Annotated in this window: 23 protein-coding genes; 9 read left to right on the forward strand and 14 right to left on the reverse strand. The window is 66.5% G+C overall.

Translation table 11 applies throughout. The annotated features are described in order from the left end of the window. Positions 1-61: 61 nt before the first annotated feature. A complete protein-coding gene (locus tag VLK31_RS03030) occupies positions 62-1,048 on the reverse strand; it encodes a quinone oxidoreductase family protein (protein WP_409166887.1) in 987 nt (328 codons plus the stop codon). A gap of 101 nt (positions 1,049-1,149) precedes the next feature. Between VLK31_RS03030 and VLK31_RS03035 the strand changes: the two genes are divergently transcribed. Further along, on the forward strand, positions 1,150-2,076 hold the full coding sequence (locus VLK31_RS03035) for a DMT family transporter (RefSeq protein ID WP_409166888.1): 927 nt from the start codon (positions 1,150-1,152) through the stop codon (positions 2,074-2,076). Positions 2,077-2,138: 62 nt separating this feature from the next. Here the strand turns inward: VLK31_RS03035 and VLK31_RS03040 are convergent, their stop codons facing one another. From VLK31_RS03040 to VLK31_RS03055, 4 genes are all read right to left on the reverse strand, one after another. Beyond that, complete coding sequence (locus VLK31_RS03040; protein WP_409166889.1) at positions 2,139-2,927, reverse strand: SDR family oxidoreductase; 789 nt, start codon at positions 2,925-2,927, stop codon at positions 2,139-2,141. 40 nt (positions 2,928-2,967) lie between these two features. Continuing rightward, positions 2,968-3,915: a DMT family transporter gene (locus VLK31_RS03045; RefSeq protein WP_409166890.1), complete on the reverse strand. Its 948-nt coding sequence runs from the start codon at positions 3,913-3,915 to the stop codon at positions 2,968-2,970. Between the two features lie 82 nt (positions 3,916-3,997). Then, the gene (locus tag VLK31_RS03050; protein ID WP_409166891.1) at positions 3,998-5,611 is read right to left on the reverse strand and encodes a gamma-glutamyltransferase family protein; all 1,614 of its coding nucleotides are present in this window, start codon (positions 5,609-5,611) and stop codon (positions 3,998-4,000) included. 16 nt (positions 5,612-5,627) lie between these two features. Further along, positions 5,628-6,599 carry a Bug family tripartite tricarboxylate transporter substrate binding protein gene (locus VLK31_RS03055; protein ID WP_409166892.1) on the reverse strand — a complete coding sequence of 324 codons (972 nt, stop codon included), beginning with the start codon at positions 6,597-6,599 and terminating at the stop codon, positions 5,628-5,630. Between the two features lie 95 nt (positions 6,600-6,694). On the opposite strand from VLK31_RS03055, the gene VLK31_RS03060 reads away from it, so the two are divergent. Then, positions 6,695-7,621, forward strand: a complete 927-nt coding sequence (locus VLK31_RS03060; protein ID WP_409166893.1) for a LysR family transcriptional regulator — start codon at positions 6,695-6,697, stop codon at positions 7,619-7,621. A gap of 366 nt (positions 7,622-7,987) precedes the next feature. On the opposite strand, the gene VLK31_RS03065 is transcribed toward VLK31_RS03060, so the two are convergent. From VLK31_RS03065 to VLK31_RS03095, 7 genes are all read right to left on the reverse strand, one after another. Beyond that, positions 7,988-9,499, reverse strand: coding sequence for a tripartite tricarboxylate transporter permease (locus VLK31_RS03065; RefSeq protein ID WP_409166894.1), 1,512 nt, complete (start codon positions 9,497-9,499; stop codon positions 7,988-7,990). A 19-nt stretch (positions 9,500-9,518) separates the two neighbouring features. Continuing rightward, positions 9,519-10,007: a tripartite tricarboxylate transporter TctB family protein gene (locus tag VLK31_RS03070; protein WP_409166895.1), complete on the reverse strand. Its 489-nt coding sequence runs from the start codon at positions 10,005-10,007 to the stop codon at positions 9,519-9,521. 133 nt (positions 10,008-10,140) lie between these two features. Then, complete coding sequence (locus VLK31_RS03075; protein WP_409166896.1) at positions 10,141-11,949, reverse strand: GspE/PulE family protein; 1,809 nt, start codon at positions 11,947-11,949, stop codon at positions 10,141-10,143. A 158-nt stretch (positions 11,950-12,107) separates the two neighbouring features. Next, the gene (locus VLK31_RS03080; protein WP_409166897.1) at positions 12,108-12,884 is read right to left on the reverse strand and encodes a spermidine synthase; all 777 of its coding nucleotides are present in this window, start codon (positions 12,882-12,884) and stop codon (positions 12,108-12,110) included. Next, entirely contained in the window at positions 12,884-13,423 is a 540-nt protein-coding gene (locus VLK31_RS03085) for a DNA-deoxyinosine glycosylase (protein ID WP_409166898.1), read from the reverse strand. Before VLK31_RS03085 ends, VLK31_RS03080 begins: the two co-directional genes overlap by 1 nt. Before the next feature lie 68 nt (positions 13,424-13,491). Next, complete coding sequence (locus VLK31_RS03090) at positions 13,492-13,968, reverse strand: hypothetical protein (RefSeq protein WP_409166899.1); 477 nt, start codon at positions 13,966-13,968, stop codon at positions 13,492-13,494. 132 nt (positions 13,969-14,100) lie between these two features. Next, the gene (locus VLK31_RS03095; RefSeq protein ID WP_409166900.1) at positions 14,101-14,961 is read right to left on the reverse strand and encodes a TatD family hydrolase; all 861 of its coding nucleotides are present in this window, start codon (positions 14,959-14,961) and stop codon (positions 14,101-14,103) included. A gap of 95 nt (positions 14,962-15,056) precedes the next feature. Here VLK31_RS03095 and VLK31_RS03100 point away from each other — a divergent pair, with 95 nt between their 5' ends. Genes VLK31_RS03100 through VLK31_RS03115 form a run of 4 tightly spaced genes read left to right on the forward strand, consistent with a single transcriptional unit; the run spans position 15,057 to position 19,179 of the window. Then, entirely contained in the window at positions 15,057-16,100 is a 1,044-nt protein-coding gene (locus tag VLK31_RS03100; RefSeq protein WP_409166901.1) for a S1C family serine protease, read from the forward strand. A 31-nt stretch (positions 16,101-16,131) separates the two neighbouring features. Next, positions 16,132-17,166: an AAA family ATPase gene (locus VLK31_RS03105; protein ID WP_409166902.1), complete on the forward strand. Its 1,035-nt coding sequence runs from the start codon at positions 16,132-16,134 to the stop codon at positions 17,164-17,166. After that, positions 17,147-18,145, forward strand: coding sequence for a DUF58 domain-containing protein (locus VLK31_RS03110; RefSeq protein ID WP_409166903.1), 999 nt, complete (start codon positions 17,147-17,149; stop codon positions 18,143-18,145). Before VLK31_RS03105 ends, VLK31_RS03110 begins: the two co-directional genes overlap by 20 nt. Beyond that, complete coding sequence (locus VLK31_RS03115; RefSeq protein ID WP_409166904.1) at positions 18,142-19,179, forward strand: VWA domain-containing protein; 1,038 nt, start codon at positions 18,142-18,144, stop codon at positions 19,177-19,179. The genes VLK31_RS03110 and VLK31_RS03115 overlap by 4 nt, the downstream gene beginning before the upstream one ends. On the opposite strand, the gene VLK31_RS03120 is transcribed toward VLK31_RS03115, so the two are convergent. Beyond that, a complete protein-coding gene (locus VLK31_RS03120; protein ID WP_409166905.1) occupies positions 19,163-19,831 on the reverse strand; it encodes a TetR/AcrR family transcriptional regulator in 669 nt (222 codons plus the stop codon). The two genes, VLK31_RS03115 and VLK31_RS03120, sit on opposite strands and share 17 nt — an antisense overlap. Positions 19,832-19,904: 73 nt before the next feature. Beyond that, positions 19,905-20,525, reverse strand: coding sequence for a phenylacetic acid degradation protein PaaY (locus tag VLK31_RS03125; protein WP_409166906.1), 621 nt, complete (start codon positions 20,523-20,525; stop codon positions 19,905-19,907). A gap of 199 nt (positions 20,526-20,724) precedes the next feature. Here VLK31_RS03125 and VLK31_RS03130 point away from each other — a divergent pair, with 199 nt between their 5' ends. The 3 genes from VLK31_RS03130 (at position 20,725) to paaK (ending at position 23,686) form a co-directional block, all read left to right on the forward strand. Next, positions 20,725-21,528 (forward strand): enoyl-CoA hydratase-related protein, encoded by an 804-nt coding sequence (locus tag VLK31_RS03130; RefSeq protein WP_409166907.1) that lies wholly within the window; start codon positions 20,725-20,727, stop codon positions 21,526-21,528. A 381-nt stretch (positions 21,529-21,909) separates the two neighbouring features. Next, the gene (paaI, locus tag VLK31_RS03135; protein ID WP_409166908.1) at positions 21,910-22,362 is read left to right on the forward strand and encodes a hydroxyphenylacetyl-CoA thioesterase PaaI; all 453 of its coding nucleotides are present in this window, start codon (positions 21,910-21,912) and stop codon (positions 22,360-22,362) included. A 13-nt stretch (positions 22,363-22,375) separates the two neighbouring features. Beyond that, positions 22,376-23,686, forward strand: coding sequence for a phenylacetate--CoA ligase PaaK (paaK, locus tag VLK31_RS03140; protein WP_409166909.1), 1,311 nt, complete (start codon positions 22,376-22,378; stop codon positions 23,684-23,686). The last annotated feature ends 30 nt before the right edge of the window (positions 23,687-23,716 follow it).

Consider the following 23,716-nt stretch of genomic DNA (forward strand, 5'->3'; position numbering starts at 1 on the left):
CGCGGGTAGGACAAGACTGGCGCGCGCACCGCGGCCCAAGCCCTTCAGACCGTTCAGCGGCTCACAGCGTGAGGATCGTGCAGCCGGTGGTCTTGCGTGCTTCCAGGTCGCGGTGCGCCTGCTGAACGTCGGCCAGCGCATAGCGCTGGTCGATGGGGATCTTCACCGCGCCGCTCTGCACCACCGCGAACAGGTCGTCGGCCATGGCCTGCGTGCTCTCGCGCGTGGCCATGTGCGTGAACAGCGTGGGGCGCGTCACATACAACGAACCCTTGGATGCCAGCGTGCCCAGGTTGATCGGTGGCACCGGGCCCGAGCCGTTGCCGAACACCGCCAGAAGGCCGAACGGGCGCAGGCAGTCGATGGAGCCTTCGTAGGTGTCCTTGCCCACCGAGTCGTACACCACCTTCACGCCCTTGCCGCCGGTGATCTCCTTCACGCGCGCGGCAAAGTTCTCGGTGCTGTAGTTGATGACGTGCGCCGCGCCGTGCGCCAGCGCGAGCTTGCACTTGGCGTCGCTGCCGGCAGTGCCGATCAGCTGCAGGCCCAGCGCCTTGGCCCACTGGCAGGCAATGAGGCCCACGCCGCCCGCGGCTGCATGGAACAGGATGAAGTCGCCGGCCTGCAGGCCTTCGGCCGGCAGCGTCTTCTTCAGCAGGTACTGCGTGGTCAGGCCCTTGAGCATCATGGCCGCGCCGGTGTCGAAGGAGATGTCGTCGGGCAGCTTGCACACGCACTTGGCCGGCATCACGCGCAGCTCGCAGTAGGCGCCGGGCGGCGGGCTGGCATAGGCGGCGCGGTCGCCGGCCTTCAGGTGCGTCACGCCCTCGCCCACCGCCTCCACCACGCCCGAGGCTTCCATGCCCAGCTGCAGCGGCATCGCGAACGGATAAAGCCCGCTGCGCTGGTAGGTGTCGATGAAGTTCAGGCCCACCGCCTTGTGGCGGATGCGAATTTCACCGGGGCCGGGCTCGCCCACCTCCACCTCGACGATCTTCAGTTCTTCGGGGCCGCCATGGCGGTCGATGCGTACGGCTTTGCTGATCATCTTGCAGTCTCCAGGCACAGGAAAAAAGGTGAGGCGCATCCTGCCACGTCCGGGTGTCCCGTGGCGGCGCGGGACATCATTGCCCGGTAGAGTCGGCGGCCATGTCGACACCGCCACAGCACCTCGCCCGCCACGCGCCGCTCACCGCCCTCACCGTGCTCCTGCTGCTGGTTCCGCCGCTGCTGTGGGCCAGCAATGCCGTCGTCGGGCGCATGGTGCGCGAGCTGGTGTCGCCGATCACGCTGAACTTCGTGCGCTGGGTCATCGCCTTCGTCTTGTTGCTGCCGTTTGCCGCGCCCGTGCTGCGCCGCGACAGCCCGCTGTGGGCGCACTGGAAGCGCTATGCGCTGCTCGGGCTGCTGGGCATCGGCCTGTACAACGCGCTGCAGTACCTGGCGCTGCAGACCTCCACCCCCATCAACACCACGCTGGTCGGCTCCAGCCTGCCGCTGTGGATGCTGGCAGTGGGCACCCTGTTCTTTGGCGCGCGCGTGAATGCGCGCGAGATTGGCGGTGCGCTGCTGTCGATGGTGGGCGTGCTGCTGGTGCTGAGCCGCGGCGAATGGCAGCAGCTGCTTGGGCTGCGGCTGGTGCCGGGCGACCTGTACATGATTCTGGGCACCATCGCCTGGGCCTTCTACAGCTGGCTGCTCGCGCGCACGCAAGAGCCGAAAGCGGTGCGCCAGGACTGGGCCGCCTTTCTCATGGCGCAGCTGGTGTTCGGTGTCGCCTGGTCGGGCGCACTGGCCGCCGGCGAATGGACGCTGACCGACGCCCACATCGACCTGGGCTGGCCGCTGGTGGCGGCCATGCTGTTCATCGGCATCGGCCCCGCAGTGGTGGCCTACCGATGCTGGGGCACTGGCGTGCAGCGCGCGGGCCCGCAGGCAGCCAGCGTGTTCATGAACCTCACGCCGCTGTTCGCGGCGGTGCTGTCGGCCGCCTTCCTGCGCGAGCCGCCGCATTGGTACCACGGCGCGGCGTTTCTGCTGATCGTGGGCGGGATCGTGGTGGCCGCAAGGCGTTGAAACGACACTGAGGTGACGCCGGGCGGCAACGGGCGGCACGTGGCGTGCCGCCTGCAACACGCTCAGTAGGTGCCCGGGTAGGCCCCACCGTCGGCCAGCACGTTCTGCCCCGTCATGTAGCCCGCCTGCATGCTGCACAGGAACGCGCAGATGGCACCGAACTCCGCCGGCGTGCCGAAGCGCCTGGCCGGAATGTTCTTCTTGCGGGCTTCCCACACGGTGTCGAAGTCTTGCCCCAGCTTCTGCGCCGTGCCGGCCATGGTGCCCTTCAGGCGGTCGGTGTCGAACGAGCCCGGCAGCAGGTTGTTGATGGTCACGCCCTGCGCCGCAATGGGCGTGCGCGCCACGCCGGCCACGAAGCCGGTCAGCCCGCTGCGCGCGCCGTTCGACAGGCCCAGGATGTCGATGGGCGACTTCACCGAGCTCGACGTGATGTTCACGATGCGGCCAAAGCCGCGCTTGGCCATGCCGTCGACCGTGGCCTTGATGAGCTCGATGGGCGTGAGCATGTTGGCATCGACCGCCTTGATCCACGCCTCGCGGTCCCAGCTGCGAAAGTCGCCGGGCGGCGGGCCGCCGGCATTGGTGACCACGATGTCGAAGTCATGGCCCAGCGCGAACACGGCGGCGCGGCCGGCTTCGGTGGTGATGTCGGCGGCCACCTGCTTCACGAACGCGCCCGACGTGGCGGCGCCCGCCAGCGACTTGGCGGCCGCTGCCAGCGCGTCGGCGCCGCGCGCCACGATCACCACGTTCACGCCCTCGCGCACCAGCGCCTCGGCGCAACCGTAGCCCAGCCCCTTGCTCGCGCCGCACACCAGCGCGGTCTTGCCTGCAATACCCAGATCCATGTTGTTTCTCCAGTCAGTCTTGTTGCTTCTGCAAGGGACCTCAGCGGCCCTTGCGCGTGAAAACGAAGATGCCCGCAATGACGAGCACCGTGCCGGCCGCAATCCACGGCGTGAATGGCTCGTTGAGTATCACTACCCCCATGAGGATGGTCGACAGCGGCCCGATCATGCCGGTTTGCGCGGCCACCGCAGGGCCGATGCGCTCGATGGCCATCATCACCATGAGGACGGGCACCGCCGTGCACAGCGTGGCATTGAGTACCGACAGCCAGATGACCTGCGGCGCCACCTCGAAGGCCGCGCTCATCGGCCGCGTGAGCACGAACTGCAGGATGCACAGCAGGCAGGCCACGGTGGTCGCTAGGCCCACCAGCCGCAGCGAGCCCAGGCGCTTGACGAACTCGCCGCTGTACACCAGGTAGGCCGCATAGCTCACCGCGCTCAGGAACACCAGAAACGCGCCCCAGGCCGCCGCGCCGCCGCCCTTGCCGCCGCCACCGGTCCACAGCTCGTGGCCGAACACCAGCAGCACGCCGGCATAGCTCACGACCATGCCCAGCACCTGCGGACGCGTCGCGCGTCGGCGGTACAGCAGCCAGCCGAACAGCAGCACCAGCGTGGGGTTGAGATAAAGAATGAGCCGCTCGAAGCTGGCCGAGATGTACGCGAGCCCCGCAAAGTCGAGAAAGCTCGCGAGGTAGTAGCCCGAGAACCCCAGCCCGATCACGCCGAGCCAGTCGCGCCCGGTGAGCGCAGGCTTGCCGCGCCCCGCCCACCACGCCATGAGCGCGAACAGCGGCAGCGCGAACAGCATGCGCAGCATGATGAGCGTGATGGCGTCCACGCCATGGCGGTACGCCAGCTTGACGATGATGGCCTTGCCGCTGAACGCGATGGCGCCCAGCGTGGCAAGCACCAGGCCCGAGGCATAGCCTTTTCTGGGCGCTTCTTGGGAGGGGATGCCGACCGTTGCGGCTGTCTTGTTCATGCCCCGATCATCGCGGCAAGCGCCGGCCCCTGCGTCGGCGCATGCACGAGCCCCTGCGCCATCCGCTGTGACAACCGCTCGCTCAATACCCTGCGGCCACGCCGTCGCGGCGCGGGTCGCTCGCGGCCACGTAGCCTTCCACCGACGGGTTGCCGGCCAACCAGATGAACTGGCCCGCGCCAAAGTCCTGGTACGAGTCGTTGATCACTTCCAGGTGATGGCCCATGTCGCGCAGGCCCTGCACGGTGGCCGGGTTCATCGCGGCTTCCACGTTGATCTCCAGGCCCGCGTTGAAGCGCCAGCGCGGCGCATCGCAGGCGGCCTGCGGGTTCTGCTTGTAGTCGAGCATGCGCACCAGCGTCTGCATGTGGCCTTGCGGCTGCATGTTGCCGCCCATCACGCCAAAGCTCATCACCGGCTGGCCGTCCTTGGTGAGGAAGGCCGGAATGATGGTGTGGAACGGGCGCTTGCCCGGCGCCACCACGTTCGGACTGTCGGCCTTCAGACTGAAGCCATGGCCGCGGTTCTGCAGGCTGATGCCGAACTCGGGCTCCACGCAACCCGAGCCAAAGCCCATGTAGTTGCTCTGAATGAAGCTCACCATCATGCCGCTCTCGTCCGCGGCGGTCAGGTAGATGGTGCCGCCCTTCACCGGGTTGCCGGCCTTGAAGTCTTGCGCCTTCTTCACGTCGATGAGGCGCGCGCGCGAGGCCAGGTAGGCGTCGTCGAGCATCTGCTCGGTCGTCACTTCCATGGTCTTGCGCTCCGACACGTAGCGGTACACGTCGGCAAAGGCCAGCTTCATCGCTTCGATCTGCAAGTGCTGCGACTCGACCGAGTCCACCGGCAGCGAGGCAATGTCGAACTTCTCCAGAATGCCCAGCGCAATGAGCGCGGCAATGCCCTGGCCGTTGGGCGGAATCTCGTGCAGCGTGTGGCCGCGGTAGTCGCGCGAAATGGGCTTGACCCACTCGGGCTGGTAGGCCGCCAGGTCGGCCACCGTGAGCGCGCCGCCCTGCTCCGCGGAAAACCTGGCCAGCGCCTCGGCGATCTCGCCGGTGTAGTAGGCCTCGCCCTTGGTGCGGGCAATGGCCTTGAGCGCGCGCGCGGCCGCCGCAAAGCGGAACAGCTCGCCCACCTCCGGCGCACGGCCCCATGGCAGGAAGGCTTGCGCAAAGCCCGGCTGCGACTGCAGCACCGGCGTGGCGGCAGCCCACTTGCCCTGCACCACCGGTGGCACCAGGTAGCCGCGCTCGGCGATGTCGATGGCCGGCGCCATCAGGTCGGCGAACGGCAGCTTGCCGAAGCGCTCGCTCATCGCGACCCAACCGCGCACCGCGCCCGGCACCGTGACCGAATCGATGCCACGCATCGGCGGATTGGCGGCGTCGGCGCCGTACTTGGTCTTGAAGTACTCGGGCGTCCAGGCCTTGGGCGCCGGGCCCGAGGCGTTCAGGCCGTGCAGTTCCTTGCCGTCCCACAGGATGCAGAAGGCGTCGCTGCCCAGGCCGTTGCTCACCGGCTCCACCAGCGTCATCACGGCGGCCGTGGCAACGGCCGCGTCGACCGCGTTGCCGCCCTGCTGCAGGATGCGCAGGCCGGCCTGCGCGGCCAGTGGGTGCGAGGTCGACACCACGTTGCGAGCGAAGATGGGGATGCGCGTGGACAGGTAAGGGTTGTTGAAGTCGAAGTTCATGGGTGCGTGCTCTTCTTTATTCGTTGGTGATCTTGCGGTCGACGACGATCTTTTTCCACTTGGCAGCGTCGACGGCCACCATCTTCGCGAACTGCTCGGGCGTTCCCGGCGTGGCGGGCTCGATGCCCAGGCGCGCGAGTTTTTCCTTCACCTCGGGGTCGGCCAGCGCTTCGTTCGCGGCCTTGTTCACGCGCGCCACGATGTCCGCCGGCAGATTCTTCGGGCCGTAGAAGCCGAACCACGTGTTCGACTCGTAGCCCGGCAGCGTGTCGGCAATGGGCGGCAGCTCGGGTGCCAGCGGGCTGCGCTTGAGCGAGGTGACGCCCAGCGCGCGCAGGCGGCCGTCGCGCACGTGCGGCATGCCGGTGGGCAGCGAGTCGAACAGCACATCGACCTTGCCGCTGATCAGGTCGGGAATGGCCAGTGCCGTGCCTTTGTACGGAATGTGCGTGACGAACACGCCGGCCTGCGCCTTGAACAGCTCGGCCGTCAGTTGCACGATGGTGCCGTTGCCGCTCGATGCGTAGTTGAGCTTGCCGGGGTTCTTCTTGGCGTAGTCGATCCACTCGCGCACGGTCTTGGCGGGGGAGTTCACTGGCACCAGCATGATGCTGGCCGCGTCGCCCACGTGGGCGATGGGCGTGAAGTCGCGCACCGTGTCGTAAGGCAGCTTGTTGATGGCCGGGCCGATGGCATGCGTGCTGGTGGTGGCCAGCAGGAGGGTGTAGCCGTCGGGCGCGGCCTTGGCGGCCTGGTCGGAGCCGATGGCGCCGCCGGCGCCGGGCTTGTTGTCGACCACCAGCGTGGTGCCCAGCTTCTCGCTCATCTTCTGGCCGAGCGTGCGGGCAAAGAGGTCGGTGGCGCCGGCTGCCGGGAACGGCACGATCAGGCGAATGGGCTTGTTCGGGTAGCCCTGGGCCAGGCTGGCGGACGACGCGGCCACGCCCAGCGCAACGGCAAGCACCTGGAGGAAGTGGTTTCTTTTCATGGGCGGAATTCTGTAGCCTTGGAGGAAAACGGATGCTATTCAGCGGCGGCGCATCAAGCCAGATAATTCAGCTTATTCAACTATGAATTCTGTTTATGAGCCGCAACGCCACCGAAGAGATCTCGCTGCAGCAGCTGCGCGCCCTGGCGGCGGTGGCTGAAACGGGCAGCTTCACGCTGGCGGCCGAAGCCCTTCAACTGACCCAGCCGGCCATCAGCCACCTGGTCAAGCGCATGGAGGAAGAGCTGGCGCAGCCGCTGGTGGTGCGGGGGCGGCGCATTCGCATGACCAGCGCGGGTCAGATGATGGTCGACACGGCCGTGCGTGCGCTGCGCCTGATCGACGAATCGGTGGGCGCCTGTCGTTCGCAGTCGCAGTTGCGCGAGGGCCGTGTGGTGCTGGCGGTGGGCCACCTCACCGCGGGTGCGTTGTTGCCGCCGTTGCTCGGGCGCTTCTCGCAGCAGCATCCGACGCTGGCGACCACCTTGCTCGACAGCACGGCCGAGCAGATGATTTCGCGCGTGCTGTCGCAGGAGGCCGACCTGGGCTTCGGCTCGGACATCGGCCAGAAGCATTCGGAGCTGGCGACGGAGCCGTTGTTCTCCGAGCGCATGGCGCTGTTCGTGCGAAACGACCATCCGTTGGCGCAGCGCGTGGTGGTCGATGCGCGGCACCTGGAGTCGTTGCCCTTCATTCATGTGAACCCGGACGCGAATGTGTGGCGCGCGGTGAGCCGTCAGTTGTCGAGCATGGCCAATGTGTACCCGCGGGTGGTGCATCACGTGTCGATGTTGTCGACGGCGTTCGGTCTGGTGCAGGCGGGGGCGGGTGTGGCGCTGTTGCCGCGCTATGTCGAGGTGTTGATGCCGGCCAATCTGCGCGCTGTGGCTGTCACTCGGCCCGTACTGGAATATCCCGTGGTCGCTGTGCGGCTGGCCAAGCATCCGTTGAGTCCGGCGGCATTGGCTTTTCTCTCTATGGCACGCCAGCATATGAAGCCACCTCGTCCTGGGAAGCCTTAGTTTTTTGTTTGTGCGCCGCTGGTGTTCAGGGCGGCGCACACGCCGACGGGGTGCCTTGCTCCGCGAATGTCCCCCGGGCTTCGCCCTCCTCCTTTATTTCGCTGCGCAAGGCACCCCATCGGCGTGTGCGTTGGATAGAGCGAAGGTTGATCGTGCGATCACCCAGAGCGTGCCCTGGTGCACAGGGCGTCGGGTGCTCCCCGCAGCGAAATAAAGGAGGAGCGAAGCGGGGGACATTCGCGGAGGGGAGCACCCGGCGGCCTGTGCACACGCCCTGAAGCACCCCCGACCACCGCCCACCCCAAACAGCCCCAAAAAAAACGGCGCCCAAAGGCGCCGTTCTTACTCAAGGCCCGAAGGCAAAGATCACTCCTCGACGAAGGCTTCCTCGCGCTTGGCCTTGATCGCGGGCAATAGCACGATGACCAGCAGCAATGCAGCCGCAGCCAACAAGCTCGCCGAGATCGGACGCGTCACGAAAACGCTCCAGTCACCACGCGACAACAGCAACGACCGACGCAGGTTCTCTTCCATCATCGGGCCCAGGATGAAGCCCAGCAGCAAGGGAGCAGGTTCGCAACCAAGCTTGAAGAAGGTGTAACCCACCAGACCGAAGATGCCCACCATCCAGATGTCGAAGGTGTTGTTGTTTGTCGAGTACACGCCAATCGCGCAGAACAGAACGATGGCAGGGAACAGGTACTTGTACGGCACCGACAACAGCTTGATCCACATGCCGATCAACGGCAGATTCAGGATGATCAGCATCGCATTGCCGATCCACATCGAAGCGATCAGGCCCCAGAACAGCTCCGGGTTGCTGGTCATCACCTGCGGACCCGGCTGGATGTTGTGGATCGTCATCGCGCCCACCATCAACGCCATCACCGCGTTGGGCGGAATGCCCAGCGTCAGCAGCGGAATGAAGGAGGTCTGCGCGCCGGCGTTGTTGGCCGACTCGGGTGCCGCCACGCCGCGAATGTTGCCCTTGCCGAAGGGCACTTCGCCCGGCTTCAGCTTGGTCTTCTTCTCGATCGTGTAGGCCGCAAAAGCCGCCAGCAGCGCACCGCCACCAGGCAGGATGCCCAGCGCCGAACCCAATGCCGTGCCACGCAGAATGGCAGGCACCATGCGCTTGAAGTCTTCCTTGGTCGGGAACAGACCCGACACCTTGGCGGTGAACACTTCGCGTTCGTCGTCAGGCCGCGAAAGGTTGGCAATGATTTCGCCGTACCCGAACACGCCCATGGCGATGGCAACGAAGCCGATGCCGTCGGTCAGCTCGGGAATGTCGAAGCTGTAGCGCGCCACGCCAGAGTTGACGTCGGTGCCCACCAGGCCCAGCAGCAGGCCCAGCACGATCATCGCGATGGCCTTGAGCAGCGAGCCCGACGCCAGAACCACGGCGCCGATCAGGCCCAGGATCATCAGCGAGAAGTACTCGGCAGGGCCGAACTTGAAGGCCAGCTCGGTCAGCGGCGGTGCGAAGGCAGCCAAGATGAGCGTGCCCACGCAACCGGCAAAGAACGAGCCCAGGCCGGCCGCAGCGAGTGCCGGACCCGCGCGGCCCTTGCGTGCCATCTGGTAACCGTCGATCACGGTCACCACCGACGAAGACTCGCCCGGCAGGTTGACCAGAATGGCGGTGGTGGAGCCGCCGTACTGGGCGCCGTAGTAGATGCCGGCCAGCATGATGAGCGCCGACACGGGTGGCAGCGCGTACGTGGCGGGGAGCAGCATCGCGATGGTCGCGACCGGGCCAATGCCCGGCAGCACGCCAATCAGCGTGCCCAGAATGCAACCGACCAGGCAGTACAGCAGGTTGGTGAAGGTAAAGGCAACGCCAAAACCCATTGAGAGGTGTTCAACCAATTCCATGATGTGAGCAGCTTTCTTCTCAGCCAGTGATGAAGGTCGGCCAGACCTGAATCTGGAGCTTCAGTGCCCAGATGAAGGCCACATAGCTGCCCACGGCCAGAACGGTTGCGAGCGCGATGACCTTCTTCAGGTCGAACTCGGTGCCCGCAAGGCTCGAGATGATCGTCAGCGCGTAGATGGCGATGATCATTCCCATCGCCGGCACACCCAGGCTAGGCAGGCCGCCGAGCAGGACGCCGAACGCGAGATTGGCGCCCAGGATGAAAACGACCTGCTTCCAGGCCCACCTGCCGATTTTTTCCCCATCGGTGGTTTCAACGGTCAAGCCGGTGAACATGATCCCGAGGCCGATGACGGCCATCAGGATGCCGAGCATCAACGGGAAATAACCCGGACCCATTCGGGCACCCGAGCCCACGGTGTAGGTGGTGGCGCCCCATGCAAACGCCACACCCACCACCGTGAACATCAGACCCGAGAAAAAGTCTTTCTGACTTTTGATCTTCACGAACAGTCTCCTCGAACAATTTCGATGCGGGATTGTCGAGTCAGCTTCCGGTCAGCTGGATGTGGATTCCACTAACCAAAGGCCTAGGGATAACCCGAAAGGACTCAAAGGCCTGGTGCGCCGGGGACGGGCATTATTCCAGCGGCGGCGTCGCGCTCAGCACTTCCTCGATGGTCGTCACGCCTTCGGCCACGCGCAGCGCGCCGGCCAGCCGCAGCGGGCGCATGCCGTCGATCACGGCCTGGCGGCGCAGGCCCGACAGGTTGGGCTCCTTGGTCACGTTGCCCTTGAACGCCTCGCTGATGCTCAGCAGCTCGTACAGCCCCATGCGGCCCATGTAGCCGGTCATGCGGCAGTCGACACAGCCCACCGGCTTGTAGGCGCGCACAGAGCCGGTGATCTGCCAGGGCTTGACGAGGGTCTCGAGCTTTTCGCGGGTGATGCTGTCGTCGGGCTGCTTGCAGTTGGGGCACAGCGTGCGCACCAGCCGCTGCGCGAGCACGCCCAGCATCACGGCATTGATGAGGTACGACGGCACGCCCAGTTCCATCAGCCGCGTGATGGCGCTGGGCGCGTCGTTGGTGTGCAGCGTGCTGAACACCAGGTGGCCCGTGAGCGCGGCCTGCACCGCCATCTCGGCCGTGGCCAGGTCGCGAATTTCGCCGACCATGATGATGTCCGGGTCCTGGCGCATGAGCGCGCGCAGGCCCTCGGTAAAACCAAAGTCCAGCTGCGGCTGCACCTGCGTCTGGTTGAACGAGGGCTCGATCATTTCGATCGGGTCTTCCACCGTGCTCACGTTGACCTCTTCGGTCGCCACGCGCTTCAGCGTGGAGTACAGCGTGGTGGTCTTGCCCGAGCCCGTGGGCCCGGTCACCAGAATGATGCCGTTGGGCCGCGTCACCAGCTGCTCCCAGCGCTGCGCGTCGTGCTGCGCGAAGCCCAGCGCGTCGAGGTCTTTCACGGCGGTGTCGGGGTCGAAGATGCGCATGACCATCTTCTCGCCGAAGGCCGTGGGCAAGGTCGACAGGCGCATTTCGACTTCTTCGCCGCGCATGTTGCGGGTCTTGATGCGGCCGTCCAGCGGGCGGCGCTTTTCCACCACGTCCATGCGGCCCAGCAGCTTGATGCGCGCCACCATGGCGTTCATCACGCCCATGGGCATCTGGTAGGCCGGATGCAGGATGCCGTCGATGCGAAAGCGGATCACGCCCTGCTCGCGGCGCGGCTCCAGGTGGATGTCGCTGGCACGCTGGTCGAAGGCGTATTGCCACAGCCAGTCGACCACCTGCACCACGCTCTGGTCGTTGGCGTCGAGCTGCTTGTTGCTCTTGCCCAGTTCCACCAGCTGCTCGAAGCTCGCGCCACCGGTGTTGCCGCCGGCCTTCTGCGCCGCGCGCACCGACTTCGCGAGCGCAAAGAACTCGGCCGTGTAGCGCTGGATGTCCGCCGGGTTGGCCACCACGCGGCGCACCGTGCGCTTCGACTGGCGCTCGACCTCGGAGATCCAGTCGGTGAGAAAGGGCTCGGCCGTGGCCACCACCACCTCGTGCGGCAGCACCTGCACCGGCAGCACCTTGTGCCGCTCGGCATAGCCGGCGCTCATGGTGTCGGCCACCTTGCCCACATCGACCTTCAAGGGGTCGATGCGCAGGTACGTGAGGCCGGCGCGGCCCGCGAGCCATTGCGTGAGCATTTCCAAGTCGAGCGGCTTGCTGTCGCTCTCGCGCGTCATGGCCACGTTGGCCAGGCGCACCAGCGGAGCCTGCCGGCTCTCGGCCTGCGCGCAACGCGCGATGGTGCGCTTGGCTTCGGCCGGGGAGATCACGCCGTCGGTGGCGAGCCACTCGATCAGACGGCGCAGCTCCAGCGGCCCTTCATGGCGCGGCGCCGCACCGGGTGCGGCGGAAGTGGAAACGGAAGCAACAGGAACAGCGCTCATGAACCGGAAAGAATTAAGAAAATCAGGGCTTGGCCACCGTGGCGACAGGGATGTGCGCGCGCGTGCGGCTTGAGTCCGGCGAGTCTGGATGGTTTGCGCGCACTCGGCAAGCCCGCCGCGTGTCGTTCAGCTCGCGCTGGCGCCTGAAGGGGGCGGTTTCACAACGAAACCTGCATCGGCTTGAACACGCGCAACCACTTGGGCGCGGGCAGGTTCCAGCGCGTCTGAATGGTCTGTGCGCGCTCGGCCAGCAGCTCGCGCTTGGGCCGGCTGGCGGTGCGCTGCGCAAGCACCACGGTGTTGCCTTCGCGCGTCGGCTTGAAGGCCCATACGGCATTGGCACCGAACACGGCGGCAATTTTCTCCAGGCTGCGTTCGTAGCTCGACGAGCGGCCGAACAGGTTGACCGTCATGCAGCCGTCTTCGGTGAGCAGCGCACGGCAGTCGGCATAGAAGTCTTCACTGTCGAGCACGGGTGCGGCGGCCTCGTGGTCGTACAGGTCGACCTGCAACGCATCGACCGTTTCGTGCCACTCGGGCTTGCGGATTTCAGCGGCCGCGTCGGCAATCACCACGCGCAGCTTCGGGTCGTCGGCGGGCAGCTTGAACCAGCCGCGGCAGGCCGCCACCACCTGGGGGTTGAGCTCGACGGCGGTGGTGCGCATGCGCAAGATCTTGCGGCTGAACTTGGTGAGCGTGGCCGCGCCCAGGCCCAGTTGCATGGCGTGGCGGCTGGCCACGGTCTTGCCGTCGGCAAACAGCAGCCAGGCCATCATGCGTTGCACGTACTCCAGCTCGATCTCGAAAGGCGCGTCGATCTTCATCGAGCCCTGGACCCATTCGGTGCCCAGGTGCAGGTAGCGAATGTCGCCCCAGTCAGAGAAATTGACTTCGGGAAGGACCAGGGTTTGGGCGGGTGTTTTGCTCGATGCCATCAGAGGAGTGAGTGGGCGACTAGAACCTTGCGCCAGGCCGCGAGCTTGCGCTCGAAGCTCCACGACGCGTTGGCGGGGCTGGTGGATGGCAGCGAATGAACCGGCACCCCCAGGGTGCGGGTGTGGCGGGCGTGCTTGAAGCTCTCCCCGCCGTTGTGCGCGATGGCGGCCAGCCTGGGCAGGTGCAGGCCGGCAATGTCGTTCACCATGGGCGAGCGAATGGCCGAGTCGAGGCTGCCCTCGCGCTCGCAGGCGCCGTACACGTCCCAAACGCCCAGGCCGCGGTCGAGCAGCCATTGGCAGCGCGCCGGGTAGCTGTCGGGGCCCGAGGGCTGGGGAATGTCGGGCCACACGGCTTGCAGGATCTTCCAGAACTGGTTTTGGGGGTGTGCATAGTACTGCTGCCGTTCGAGCGACCTGACACCGGGGAAGCTGCCGAGAATGAGCACGGCCGTGTTTGGCGAGACGATGGGCGCGAGGCCGGTGAGCACGGCAGGGGGCGCGATAACGGGCACTGCGGGGGGAGTCATGGGCAGCATCGTGCCACTTTCGCACCCCCATGAAAAAACCCGCCGAAGCGGGTTCTTTCACGAGGGCCGAAGCAAGCTTATTGCTTCTTGGCGGCTGCGTTCTCGGCGGTGCCGGGGATCTTTTCACCGATGGCGGCGCCGGTGCTGCGCATGCCGTCAGCGGCCTTGTGGCCGGTGTTCTCGACAGCGTCACCGGTCTTCACGGCGGCGTTCTTGGTGGCGGTGGTGGCCTTCTTGGTGGTGCGCTTCGTGGCCTTCCAGGCCTTCTTGCTGCCGTTTTCGGTGGCGTTGGCGGCCTTCTTGGTGGTGCGCTTGGTGGCGTCCCATGCCTTTTCAGCGCCGTTTTCGGTGGCGTTCACGGCCTTCTTGGTCGTGCGCTTGGTGGCGTCGACAGCGTTGCTGCCGGCTTCCTTCATCTTTTCACCGGTGGTGGGCTCGGCCGACATGGGGGCTGCCGTGGCGGGTGCGGTGGTCTGCGCCACAGCCGACACGCCGATGGAAGCAAGGGCCATGGCAAGAACGACGGGCACGGTGCGAATGAAAGAGGTGGTCATGTAAAGGCTCCTGTTTGGATGAAATTTTGAAGTGACTGACTTGCCACTGGTCTAAGCAACGAACTTCCGGGCTGAAAGGATGACAGCAAATCCAAGGCATCCGCACACTCGGTTGCAGGTCGGGACATTGGCCTACGCCGGCTCAGGCAAGCCTGCCGACAAGGGCATCAGGTTTTTCAGCCGCGGCAGTGTTTCCAGCGCATTGCGGGTGGTGGCGACAGCCAGTTCCGCGCTGCCGATGCCCCGCAGCCCGGCCACCACATCGGCGATGCGCGGCAGCTCGCCGGGATAGTTGCGGCCCTGCGGCTGGCCGGCCTCGCGCTCGGCCTGCGTGCGGTAGAGCCAGTGCGGCTGGATGTCGGGCGCGTCGGTCTCCATCACGATGGCTTCGAGCGGCAAAGTGGTGGCCAGGCGCCGCAGCTGCAGGGCACGCTCGAAGGTCACGGCGCCGCCAAAGCCCAGCTTCAGCCCCAGCGCGATGCAGGCCCGCGCCTGCTGCTCGCTGCCGTTGAAGGCATGGGCAATGCCCTGCCATGGCTGGCCACCCGCGGTCTGGCGCAGGTGCTTGAGCACCTTGTCGACCGAGCGCCGCACATGAATGAGCACGGGTAACCCGTGCTTGCGTGCCAGTTGCAACTGAGTGTGAAAAAAGCGCTCCTGCTTCGGGCCATCGAGCCCCTGCACGAAGTAGTCGAGCCCGATCTCGCCGACCGCCACCAGGCGCGGATCGTCGCGTCGCGCGGTCAGTTCGGCGTCGAGCACATCGACGTCTTCGTCTTTCGCTTTGCCGGTGCACAGCGGATGAATGCCCAGCGCATAGGCATCGCCTTGCGCATGGGCCAGCTCGCGCACGGTCGAAAAATTGAACACGGCCACCGCGGGAATGACGCACATCGCCACGCCTCGCTCGGCGGCGCGGGCCCTTATGACGGGCATCTCGGCACCGAATTCGGGCGCGTCCAGGTGGCAGTGGGTATCGACGAAGGTAGCCATCGCGCGATGATGCCCGATGGGATGCGCCGCCAAGGAAAGCGTGCTACCGTGAACTCCTTCACGCGATAGATATTCTCTTTGCCGGAGGTGCTCCGATGCGCAGGCCCGCTTTCTACAGCCGTTCGCCCCGCACGCCGCCACCGGCCGCAGCGGATGCGGCCGATCAGGCGCAGGCGCATGCGCCAGCTTCGGCCCCCGCGGGCAGAGCAGGCAACGCCATGCAGCTCGCGCCACTCCAGTCATTCGATCCACGCAAGGGGCCCTTGAAAAAGCCCGGCTGGCAACCCGGGCGCCGCAGCTTCGCATTGCTCGTGCTGCTGTCGGCCGCGCTGGTCGGTGGCGCCCTCTGGGCACCACGCCCAGGCGCCAAGGCCCTCACCCAGAAAGACATCGACGCGGCCGTGCTGCGCACGCTGCAGACCAACACCCTGCCCTCGCCCGCGGCCAAGGCGGCAGACATCATTCGGCCTTCGGTGGTGCGCGTGGTGAGCTACGGTGAAGAAAAGAACACGCCCGAGGCCAGGACCCAGAAGCGCGGTCGCAACCTCGCCAAGGGCAAGCCGCCCGAGGCCCCCAACGACGGCGGCCCCACCGGTGAAGTGGAGCGCGGCGTGGGCACCGGCGTGGTGATCGTCGACAAGGGCTTGATCCTCACCAACCTGCATGTGGTGGCGGGCGCCGACAAGATCAGGGTCACCTTCTTCGACGGCCTGGAAGCCATCGCCACCGTCACCAGCGTGCAGCCCGAGAACGACCTCGCGGTGCTGCAGGCGCAGAAGGTGCCCGACGACCTGATTCCCGCCACCATGCGCTCCACCGCCGACCTGCGCCCCGGCGACCAGGTGGCCGCGGTGGGCTTTCCGTTCGGCATCGGGCCTTCGGTGTCGGCCGGTGTGGTGTCGGGACTGAAGCGCTCCTTTCGCTCGCCCGAGGGCAAGCAGGAGCTGGGCAACCTGATCCAGTTCGACGCCGCGGCCAACCCCGGCAATTCGGGCGGACCGCTGATCAACATGGACGGCGAGGTGCTGGGTATCGTCACCGCCATCCTGAACCCGACGCAGCAGCGCACCTTCATCGGCATCGCGTTCGCGGTGCCCATCGAGAACGCGGCCGCCGCCGCAGGATCGCCGCCGTTCTGATTCTTTCTTTCCCTCTCCGAAAGCCCATCGCATGAGCACAGAGAACGCACCGCCCCACATGCCAGCCACGCCTGTCACGCCCGCCGGCACCGCCGAACTGATGGAGCAGATCCTCTACGAGGTCAAGCGCGTGGTGGTGGGGCAAGACCGCTTTCTGGAACGCGTGATGGTCGCCATGCTCGCGGGCGGCCACCTGCTGGTGGAAGGCGTGCCGGGCCTGGCGAAGACCCTCACCATCAAGACGCTGGCCGACACCGTGCGCGGCCACTTCAAGCGCATTCAGTTCACGCCCGACCTGGTGCCGGCCGACCTGGTGGGCACGCGCATCTACAACCAGAAGACGGGCGAGTTCAGCACCTCGCTGGGCCCGGTGTTCGCCAACCTGCTGCTGGCCGACGAAATCAACCGCGCGCCGGCCAAGGTGCAGAGCGCGCTGCTCGAAGTGATGCAGGAGCGCCAGGTCACCATTGCCGGCGAAACGCACAAGGTGCCGCGCCCCTTTCTCGTGATGGCCACGCAGAACCCCATCGAGACCGAAGGCACCTACCCGCTGCCCGAGGCGCAGGTCGACCGCTTCATGATGAAGGTGCTGGTCGACTACCCGAGCGACGAAGAAGAATTCGTCATCGTGCAGCGCGTGATCGGCCCGCCGGTCGAGGCCTCGGCGGTCGCCACCACCGAGCAGCTTGCCGCCCTGCAGGCCGAAGCCCGGCGCGTGTACGTCGACCCTTCGCTCATCCAGTACGCGGTGAAGCTGGTGTCGGCCACGCGCACGCCCGAAAAGCACGGTCTGAAAGACCTGCGCCGCTTCATCACCTTCGGCGCCAGCCCGCGCGCGAGCATCAGCCTGACAGAAGGCGCGCGCGCCCTGGCCATGCTGCGCGGGCGCAGCTATGCACTGCCCGAAGACATGACCGCGCTGGTGCCCGACGTGCTGCGCCACCGCGTGACGCTGTCGTACGAAGGGCTGTCCGAAGGCCTGACGCCCGACGGCCTGATCGACAAGATCATGCGTGCGGTGCCTGCCCCTCCCAAGCCTCTTGAACATGAAAAGCTGGTGGCGTAAGGCCCCCGCGGCCGCCAACGACGAACGGCTTGCCGCCGAAGCGGCCGTGGCCGGTGGTACCGAACGCGCGCTGCGCCGGCTCGAATGGACCGTCATCCGCCGCCTCGACGGCCTGCTGCAGGGCGACTACCGCACGCTGATGCGCGGCGCCGGCCTCGACCTGGCCGACCTGCGTGAATACCAGCACCACGACGACGTGCGCCACATCGACTGGAACGTCACCGCCCGGCTGCAGACGCCCTATGTGCGCGTGTTCACAGAAGACCGCGAAATGGCCGCCTGGTTCGTGCTGGACCTGAGCCGCTCGGTCGACTTCGGCTCGGGCCTGAAGGCCAAGCGCGAGATTTCGGCCGGCTTCGTCGGCGTGCTGGCGCGCCTGCTCACGCGACACGGCAACCGGGTGGGCGCGCTGGTGTACGGCAACGACCTGGAGGCGGTGATTCCGCCGCGCAGCGGACGCCGCCACGTACTGCACCTGCTGCATGCAATGGAAAGGCGCGCCGACAAGGCCGAGGCCGCGCCCACGCAGAAGGGCATGACCCGGCTGGACGAACTGCTCAAGTCCGCCGCCAACCTGATGCCGCGGCGCTCCACCGTGTTCGTGGTGTCCGACTTTCTGAGCGAGCCCGGCTGGGAAAAGCCGCTGGGGCAGCTGGTGCAACGCCATGAAGTGATTGCGGTGCGCCTGTTCGACCCGCTGGAGCTGGAGCTGCCCGACCTGGGCCTGGTGCCTCTGAGCGACGCCGAGACCGGCGAGCAGCTTTGGGTCGACACCCACGACAGCGGTTTTCGCAAGCGCTTCGCGCGCCTGGCGTCCGAGCGCGAGAGCGCATTGCGCGCCACGCTGGCCAAGGCCGGCGTCGATGCGCTGGAGCTCTCGACCAGCGACGACCTGGTCGAGGCCATCGTTCGTTTTGCCGATCTGCGCAAGCGCCGCACGCGCATCGGCTCCGCAGGCGCGAAGGCAGTGGCAGCATGAACTTTCTCTGGCCTGAATTCCTCTGGCTGCTGGCGGCCTTGCCGCTGCTGGTGCTGCTCTACCTCTGGTTGATACGCCGCAAGAAGAAGATGTCGGTGCGCTACGCCAGCCTGTCGATCGTGCGCGAGGCGATGGGCCCGGGGCAGAGCCTGCGGCGGCACCTTCCGCCGTTGCTGTTTCTCTTTGCCATGGCCGCGATGCTGATCGCCGCGGCGCGGCCCATGGCCGTGGTGGTGCTGCCGTCCAATCAGCAGACCATCATTCTGGCGATGGACGTGTCGGGCAGCATGCGTGCGGCCGACGTGCTGCCCAACCGGCTGGTGGCCGCGCAGGAAGCGGCCAAGAGCTTCATCAAGGACCTGCCGCGCAGTGTGAAGGTGGGCATCGTCGCCTTCGCGGGCAGCGCGCAGGTGGCGCAGCTGCCGACCACCAACCATGAAGACCTGGTGACCGCCATCGACAGCTTTCAGCTGCAGCGCGCCACCGCCACGGGCAATGCCATCGTGGTGTCGCTGGCCACGCTGTTCCCCGACGCGGGCCTGGACGTGGAGCAGTTCAGCGCGCCCAGCCGCCAGCGCGGCGCGGCCATCGACTCGTCGGAGAAAAAGCTCAAGGACTTCACGCCCGTGGCGCCCGGCTCCTTCACCTCGGCCGCCATCATCATGCTGACCGACGGCCAGCGCACCACCGGTGTCGACCCGCTGGACGCCGCCAAGGCCGCCGCCGACCGCGGCGTGCGCATCTACACGGTGGGCGTGGGCACGGTCGACGGCGAAACCATCGGCTTCGAGGGGTGGTCGATGCGCGTGCGGCTGGACGAAGACACGCTCAAGGCCATCGCCAACAAGACCAGCGCCGAGTACTTCTACGCCGGCACCGCCGACGACCTGAAGAAGGTCTACAACACGCTCAGCTCCAAGCTCACCGTGGAGAAGAAGGAAACCGAAATTTCCGCGCTGTTCGCGCTGGGCGCGGCGGTGCTCACACTGCTGTCGGCGGGGCTGTCGCTGCTGTGGTTCAACCGGATTTTGTAGTGGCCTTGCGCGCCTGCGCTGAGCGCGGCGCGGCGGTCTTTGTCTTCGTGACCTCTGGCATCTTCACCGCCCCGATGCCCCCCAGAAACAGGTCGGCCACGATCGGCGCAATGGCCGCGTGGTCGAGCCGGCCGTTGGGCTTCATCCAGGTGAACATCCAGTTGATCATGCCGAACAGCAGCATGGTCAGCGGCTTGGCAAGGTCGTCGCTGGGCGCGCCGGGGCGCAGCGCCGACACGGCGCGCGCAAAGCCCGCGACCACCTCGCGCTCCTTGTCGAGCACGCGCTCGCGGTCGGCCTCTTCCAGAAAGCGCACGTCGTCGGTCAGCACGCGGTGCGCGTCCTGCGCGCCGGCGTACTCCTCCACGATGCGGTAGATGAAGCGGCGCAGCCGCTGCTCGTCGGTGTGCGTGGAAGCCTCTTCTTCGGCCACCAGCGCCGCCAGCTTGGACACGTGCGTCTCGGCGATGCTGATCAGCAGGCTGCTCTTGTCCTTGTAGTAGTGATAGAGCGTTGCCTTCGATAGCCCGCAGGCCTCGGCCACCTGGTTCATGGACGTGGCGGGGTAGCCGCTGCGCGCGAACAGCTGCGCGGCCTGCGCAAGGATCAGTTCACGCTGGTCGTCGTAACTGGCGGATCTTCCACGCGGCATCGGGTGTGTTTCCTGGTTGGAAGGTTGAAGGCAACGGGCGATCTTGCACGAAGCGCTGTCGTGTTCAGCCCGCTCAGCTCGCCGCGCCTGCGCCGCCTCGCTTGGTCGCGATGAGCGAGCGCACGTCCGCCTGCGGCAGGCGCGGCCGGTCGGCCTCCACCTGCGCGAGCGGCGCCACCTCGTGCAGGCTGGCCAGGCTGCGCACCGTGAGCGCCTGGTAGGTCTGCGTGCCTTCTAGCTTCCAGGCGATCTCGTCGTCGGTCAGCTCGCGCTTCACCTTCGCTGGAATGCCCGCCACCAGCGAGCGCGGCGGCACCTTCATGCCGGCCGGTACAAAGGCGCAGGCCGCCACGATCGCCTTCTCGCCGATCTCGGCCTCGTCCATCACCACCGCGTTCATGCCCACCAGCGCGTCGCGCCGCACGATGCAGCTGTGCAGGATGGCGCCGTGCCCGATGTGGCCGTTGACCTCCACCACCGTGTCGTTTTCGGGAAAGCCATGAATGCAGCAGTGGTCCTGCACATTGGCGCCCTCCTCCAGCACGATGCGCCCGAAGTCGCCACGCAGGCTGGCACAGGGGCCTACATAGCAATGCGGGCCGACGATGACATCGCCGATCAGCACCGCCGTGGGATGCACGTAAGCACTCGGGTGAACAACGGGAATCACGCCGTCGATGGCATAGCTGGGCATTCGGTCTCCTTGGTTTTCTTCATTGGCTTTTTCGCGGTTCTCTTTGCGGCTTTCCTTGCCGTTCAGGCCCAGCCCTAGGGTTTGCCCTGAATCCCCACCGCTTGTGCCGACATCGAGGTCGATCATAAAATCAACCGAACGGTCGGTCAATAGTGTTTGCACAGCGGCCGGCCCCCACGAAGGATGAAAGAGACACGCCATGACCGAGCCTTTGGTTCTCATCAGCAATGCCGGCGCGGTGCGCACGCTGAGCCTCAACCGCCCTGCGGCGCTGAACAGTTTCACCACGGAACTGCACGCCGAGCTGATGGCGGCGCTGGAGGCGGCGGCAACGGACGAAGGCGTGCGCTGCGTGGTGCTCACCGGCGCGGGCCGCGCCTTCTGCGCCGGTCAGGACCTGGCAGACCCTTCGGTCGCCCCCGACCCCACGCCCGGTGATGCGCCCAAGGACCTGGGCCATGTCATCTCCACTTACTACGCCCCGTTGGTCGCGCGTCTGCGTTCGATGCCGGTGCCCGTGGTCGCAGCGGTAAATGGTGTCGCGGCCGGTGCCGGTGCCAACCTGGCGTTGTGTTGCGACCTGGTGGTGGCCGGCCGTTCGGCCAGCTTCATTCAGGCCTTCACCAGGATCGGTCTGGTGCCTGACACCGGCGGCACCTGGTTGTTGCCACGGCTGGTGGGTTCGGCGCGCGCGTTGGGCATTGCGATGCTGGGCGACAAGTTGCCGGCGGAAGAAGCGGCGCGCATCGGTTTGATCTGGCAGTGCGTGGACGACGCGGCGCTTTCCGATACCGCGGCTGCGCTCGCACTGAAGCTGTCCGGCATGCCGACCCGAGCCTTGGTCGCCACGCGCCAGGCCATGGCCGATGCACAGGGCATGGACCTTCAAACGGCGCTCGACGAAGAAGCCCGGGTGCAGCGCGTCATGGGCAATGCGGACGACTACCGCGAAGGTGTCGAAGCCTTTCGTGCGAAGCGTGCGCCTGTGTTCAAGGACCGGTGAGATGACTCGGCTCTTGGTTGCTTGTTGCGGTGTGTCTTGTGAGCGTTGCTGTTCAGGGCGCGCCCGCGCCGACGGGGTGCCTTGCTCCGCGAATGTCCCCCGCTTCGCTCCTCCTTTATTTCGCTGCGCAAGGCACCCCATCGGCGCGAGCGTCATCAGAGCCGGGGTTGACCGGCGAGCACCCAGAGCGTGCCCTGGTGCACAGGGCGTCGGGTGCTCCCCGCAGCGAAACAAAGGAGGAGAGGCGGTAGCGCGAAGCCCCGGGGGACATTCGCGGAGGGGAGTACCCGGCGGCCTGTGCACGCGCCCTGAACAGCAGCGCCCTGAAAAACAGCGCCCCGAAACACCGCACCACTCCAAAGAACAACTGAACAGCAAGACATGACCGAAGCCCCCCGCACCCCTCAACAAACGGCCGAGTACGTCCGTGACGGCATGCTCGCCAACGACAACGCCACCAAGGGCCTGGGCATGCGCATCGTCGAGGTCGCCCCCGGCCAGGCCACGCTCCAGATGCAGGTTCGACGCGACATGCTCAACGGCCACGCCACCTGCCACGGCGGGTTCATGGCCACGCTCGCGGATTCGACCTTTGCCTTTGCCTGCAACTCCTACAACGAGCTGACCGTGGCCTCGGGCTTTTCCATCGACTTCATCGCCCCCGCGCGCGAAGGCGACCTGCTCACCGCGCGCTGCCATGAAGTTTCCAAGGCCGGGCGCACCGGCGTGTACGACACCGAAATCACCAACCAGCGCGGCGAGCGCATCGCCATGTTCCGCGGGCGCTCCTACACGGCCAAAGGCCGCCCCGCCGTTGCCACCGATGCCGCCTGAGGAGAACGAAGACATGACCGTCAAACACCCCGCCCCCGGCGACCTCGACCCCATCGAGACCGCCAGCCGCGACGAAATTACCGCGCTGCAACTCACCCGCCTGCGCGCCACCCTGCAACACGCCTACGACAACGTCGCGCACTACCGCAAAGCCTTCGACGCCAAGGGCGTGCAGCCCCACGACCTCAAGTCGCTGGCCGACCTGTCGAAGTTTCCGTTCACCGTGAAGAGCGACCTGCGCGACAACTACCCCTTCGGCATGTTCGCCGTGCCGCGCGAAAAGGTCGCGCGCATCCATGCGTCCTCAGGCACCACCGGCAAGCCCACCGTGGTCGGCTACACCCTGCAGGACATCGACACCTGGGCCGACCTGGTGGCGCGCTCCATCCGCGCGGCGGGCGGGCGGCCGGGCGACATGATTCATGTGTCCTACGGCTACGGCCTGTTCACCGGCGGACTGGGCGCGCACTACGGCGCCGAGCGCGCGGGCTGCACCGTCATTCCCATGTCGGGCGGACAGACCGAAAAGCAGGTGCAGCTGATTCAGGACTTCAAGCCCAACATCATCATGGTCACGCCCAGCTACATGCAGGTGATCATCGAGCAGTTCGAGCGCCAGGGCCTCAACGCCAAGGACAGCTCGCTGCAGATCGGCATCTTCGGCGCCGAGCCATGGACCGAGGCCATGCGCCGCGACATCGAGGCCAAGGCCGGCCTGGACGCGGTCGACATCTACGGCCTGAGCGAAGTGATGGGCCCCGGCGTGGCCAGCGAATGCGTAGAGAGCAAGGACGGCCCCGTCATCTGGGAAGACCACTTCTACCCCGAGATCATCGACCCCGAAACCGGCGAGCTGAAGGCCGACGGCGAAGAAGGCGAACTGGTCTTCACCTCGCTCAGCAAGCAAGCGATGCCCATCGTGCGCTACCGAACGCGCGACCTCACGCGCCTGCTGCCACCCACCTCGCGCGCGTTCCGCCGCATGGGCAAGATCGTCGGGCGCAGCGACGACATGATGATCATCCGCGGCGTGAACGTGTTTCCCACGCAGGTGGAAGAGATCGTGCTCGCGCACCAGGCGCTGTCGGGCCTGTATCAGGTGCACGTGAGCCGCGCCGACAAGCTCGACCAGGTCGAGGTGCACTGCGAGCTCAACCCCGGCGACGCCGCGTCGGCCGACCGCGCCGCCATCGGCGACTGGGTGCAGCACCGCGTGAAGACCCTCATCGGCATCTCCACGCGCGTGGTGGTGCATGCGCCCAACGAGATGGAACGCACCCAGACAGGCAAGGCACGCCGCGTGATCGACACGCGCCCGCGCTGAACCGCCCTCCCCCAACACCCCACCGACAAA

Source organism: Variovorax sp. H27-G14 (genome assembly GCF_046156345.1).
In the GTDB taxonomy this organism is placed as follows: Bacteria; Pseudomonadota; Gammaproteobacteria; order Burkholderiales; family Burkholderiaceae_C; genus Variovorax.